4 protein-coding genes are annotated in these 3,282 nt (G+C 44.6%); 3 read left to right on the top strand and 1 reads right to left on the bottom strand.

The genetic code is table 11. The features are described from left to right. Positions 1 to 153 precede the first annotated feature (153 nt). Both ACTIE6_RS20980 and azu read left to right on the top strand, forming a co-directional pair. Positions 154 to 756, top strand: coding sequence for a DUF6962 family protein (locus ACTIE6_RS20980; protein ID WP_439558495.1), 603 nt, complete (start codon positions 154 to 156; stop codon positions 754 to 756). A 104-nt stretch (positions 757 to 860) separates the two neighbouring features. Beyond that, entirely contained in the window at positions 861 to 1,358 is a 498-nt protein-coding gene (gene azu, locus ACTIE6_RS20975; RefSeq protein WP_439558494.1) for an azurin, read from the top strand. A 64-nt stretch (positions 1,359 to 1,422) separates the two neighbouring features. Here the strand turns inward: azu and ACTIE6_RS20970 are convergent, their stop codons facing one another. Then, positions 1,423 to 1,968: a redoxin family protein gene (locus ACTIE6_RS20970; protein WP_439558493.1), complete on the bottom strand. Its 546-nt coding sequence runs from the start codon at positions 1,966 to 1,968 to the stop codon at positions 1,423 to 1,425. Positions 1,969 to 2,146: 178 nt separating this feature from the next. On the opposite strand from ACTIE6_RS20970, the gene ACTIE6_RS20965 reads away from it, so the two are divergent. Then, a partial coding sequence (locus tag ACTIE6_RS20965; protein ID WP_439558492.1) for a tetratricopeptide repeat protein occupies positions 2,147 to 3,282 on the top strand: 1,136 nt, incomplete at its 3' end.

The raw sequence follows: 3,282 nt of genomic DNA, 5'->3' as shown, positions 1-3,282 counted from the left end.
GTAAATCCCTGAACTATAATCTTAGAATTTTTATTAACTAAAACGCTCATGTTGGTAAATCAGTTTTTTTGGTAAAAGTAGGACGAAAAGCACGAAGTAGCAAAATGTAACCAGAATTTGTAAATTGCTTTTTTGACAATCTGATGGGCGTTTATGGATCTACTTAGCAATCCCCATATATTTTCTAATCTCGTTTTAAGCGGCACCAGTTTGTTCATTTTTTTCAGGTATTTCAATAGCCAGCCTGCGGTTACGAAATGGCTTTGGGGGATCTTCTTCTTTGGTATCGCTGCTGTCGCATTGACGGACCTGCTCCTTTTTGCAGGGGTGGAAAAGATGGAACCTGCCCGCGAGATTGCCACAGCCGGCGAAATGACGCTGGGCGCGATGTGCCTCGTGTCGGCATCGTGGTGTCTTTTAATGCGCTACAAAGGCGGGAATTTTCTGCTGTTCTCAACACTCGCACTGGGATTGCTGCTCTTTTACTGCATTACCTGGTTCAGAGTAGAATATGTGGGCTTGATTATTAAATCCCTTTGCATTCTAGTGACGCTGCTGATCTCCTGTGTGGGCCTGGCCAGCAGGCAGAAAAGCGCGCTTTGGGTCGTTATTTCCATGATGCTCCTTGCATTGGCTACCAAGTCTGGCAAGCTTCCTATACCAATGGACCCGGTCGATATCAATCATTATATGATGGTTTTGTCAGTCCTATGCGCGGGCTGGGCAATGCGCGATCAGTATAAAATCCTCTTCTGACAGATTAGTTTTCAAACAATTGTTAATGGATTGTTTTTTTAAAATACCGCGTTGTAAATTGCACAGGTTAAATTTAATTAAACAAGTTACCTAATACTCATAACATGAAAACGACCAAGTATGGCGTAATGCTTCTTGCCTCAGTTCTGGCTTTCGGAGCGGTTACAATGAACCCTGTTAAGGCTGAGACAATTTCTGCCGGCACAGTGGTGGACGATGCAAAGCAAGTTAAAACCATCGTAATAAAAGGAACTGATGCAATGCAGTTCGATTTGAAAGAGATCAAGGTGAAGGCAGGACAAAAAGTAAAGCTTACCCTTACTCACGCTGGTAAACTTGCAAAAGCAGCAATGGGTCACAACTGGGTATTGTTGAAACCAGGCGTTGACGTTGCAACATTTGGATCGAAAGCTGCGGCTGCCAGAGAAACGGAATACATTCCTGCATCTGAAAAAGCGAGCATCATTGCACATACCAAACTTGTAGGTGGCGGAGAGAGCGATACCATCGAATTCACAGCTCCTGCAAAAGGTACTTACACTTACATTTGCAGCTTCCCAGGTCACTATGCCCTGATGAAAGGTACTTTCGTAGTTGAATAAGCTTCAATGATATATTAAACAAGAAAGGCGCTGATATCAGCGCCTTTCTTGTTTAATGGGGTTTTCAGATTTCTGCCAGTTGTTTTTCAATCAGGTCAACCACCTCTGGTCTGTCCCACTGCGAGGCGCCTATCTCCTGCGCCAGGATTTTTCCTTTGTAAATAATGTAAGTGCGCGGAATCGCATTGCCGTCCAATGCAGACGGATACGCGCCTGTATATTGATAAAATGGCAGCTGATACCCCTTTCTTTCAATGAATGGATTAACAGTAGCCGCATCTTCGTCGGAGATAATGTAAAAAGCTACGTCTTTATGCGACTTGTATTTATCATAAAGCTTTTGGATACCCGGCATTTCCATATTGCACGGACCGCACCAGGTAGCCCAAACGTTGATAAAAACAAGCTTGTTTTCGTCCATTGCCACAGGCTTACCTTCCAGGTCTGTCATAGAAGTGAGGTATACCGAAGATGATTCTCTTGCTTCCTGAACGGGTTCCTGGTCAGTTGCAACCGGTGTTTCGGCAGACTTGAAGAAGGCGAAATAAACGGCGGTGCCGGCAATGATAAACAATAGTGCTACAAGTATTTTCTTTCCCGCTGCTGTCATATCTAAATGGTTTGGTAAGTAGTAGGTTGTACCAATGGTACCGCCATAAAAGTAACCAATATCCCGGACTATGATTTACAATAATCGGACGCATTTCTTTTTTTGATGCTAAAACGGAATTTGAATACTTTTATAGAATAATTGCAAAATATCTGATTTGAGGAAAAGGTTTACATTCATGAAATTCTTAGTATCCGGCGTCGCATTTCTATTTGCGCTTACCCTGTCTTACCCCATTCTTGCCCAGCGTTCAGCCGCCGAATTCTTTGAGGAAGGAAACACAAAAGCCGGCACCGGTGATTTTAATGGTGCCTTACAGGCTTATACCACCGTTATTTCCATGAGTCCCGAGCACGCGCCAAGCTACTTCAACAGGGGGCTTGCGAAAGCAAATCTGAAAGACCACCGCGGCGCCATTCTTGATTACGACAAAGCGATTGAACTAAGCCCGAAAGAGGCTTTATACTACCAGAGCAGGGGAGTTAGCAAGAGTTTGCAGGAAGACTTTCGTGCGGCTATCGAGGATTATTCCAAAGCTATTGAATTGAACCCAGAAGAACCCAAAGCGTACTACAACCGCGGGGTAAGTTATGCCAAGCTCAAAAATCACCGTAATGCATTGACAGATCTTGACCACGCGCTCGCATTGAACCCCGACGAGCTGGCTGCATTGTACGCGAGAGGAAATTGCAAGCAGGATTTACAGGAATATGCAGGAAGCCTGGCCGATTTTACGCGCGTAATTGAATTAAGCCCGAAAAGAACGGGCGCGTACGCAGGTCGCGGACTGGCGAAATTGGAGCTGGGCGATTACCAGGGCGCAAGTGCTGACTTTACAAGAGCAATCGAACTGAGCCCGAATGACAGCGAGCTTTATGCAAACCGCGGTTTTGCCAAAAATAAATTAGAAGATTTCTCCGGGGCGATTATCGATTTTGATAAAACAATCCAACTGAACCCTGACCATTTTCAGGCTTATTACGGCAGAGGTTTTGCAAAGGGAAAACTCAATGATCATCGCGGCTCCATTGCTGATTTATCCAAATCCATTGAGCTGAAAAATACGTATGTGGGTGATCCTAAGAAGATTGTTTACGCCGGAAAGATCAACCGCGAAAAGCTCGATGAGCTGCGGGAACAGGTGAAAGAGAATGTGAAAATTTCAACTCTGACCAATGAGCGCGCCGAAGCTTACTACATCAGAGGAGTTACAAGAGCAAAAGTGGGAGAAACGAAAGCTGCATTGCAGGACTTAACAACCGCCGTTGAGCTTAATCCTACTTACTCAACTGCCTACTTTTCAAGAGCGATGAT

The sequence above is a fragment of the Dyadobacter sp. genome (assembly GCF_051859145.1).
Lineage (GTDB): Bacteria > Bacteroidota > Bacteroidia > Cytophagales > Spirosomataceae > Dyadobacter.
The sequence above is the reverse complement of the archived record's forward strand: the minus strand, read 5'-3'. Positions and strand labels throughout refer to the sequence as shown.

Excerpts from the sequence above, each read along its gene's own strand:
- ACTIE6_RS20980 (WP_439558495.1), top strand. The coding sequence starts at position 154 with ATGGATCTACTTAGCAATCCCCATATATTTTCTAATCTCGTTTTAAGC.
- azu (WP_439558494.1), top strand. The coding sequence starts at position 861 with ATGAAAACGACCAAGTATGGCGTAATGCTTCTTGCCTCAGTTCTGGCT.
- ACTIE6_RS20970 (WP_439558493.1), bottom strand. The coding sequence starts at position 1,968 with ATGACAGCAGCGGGAAAGAAAATACTTGTAGCACTATTGTTTATCATT.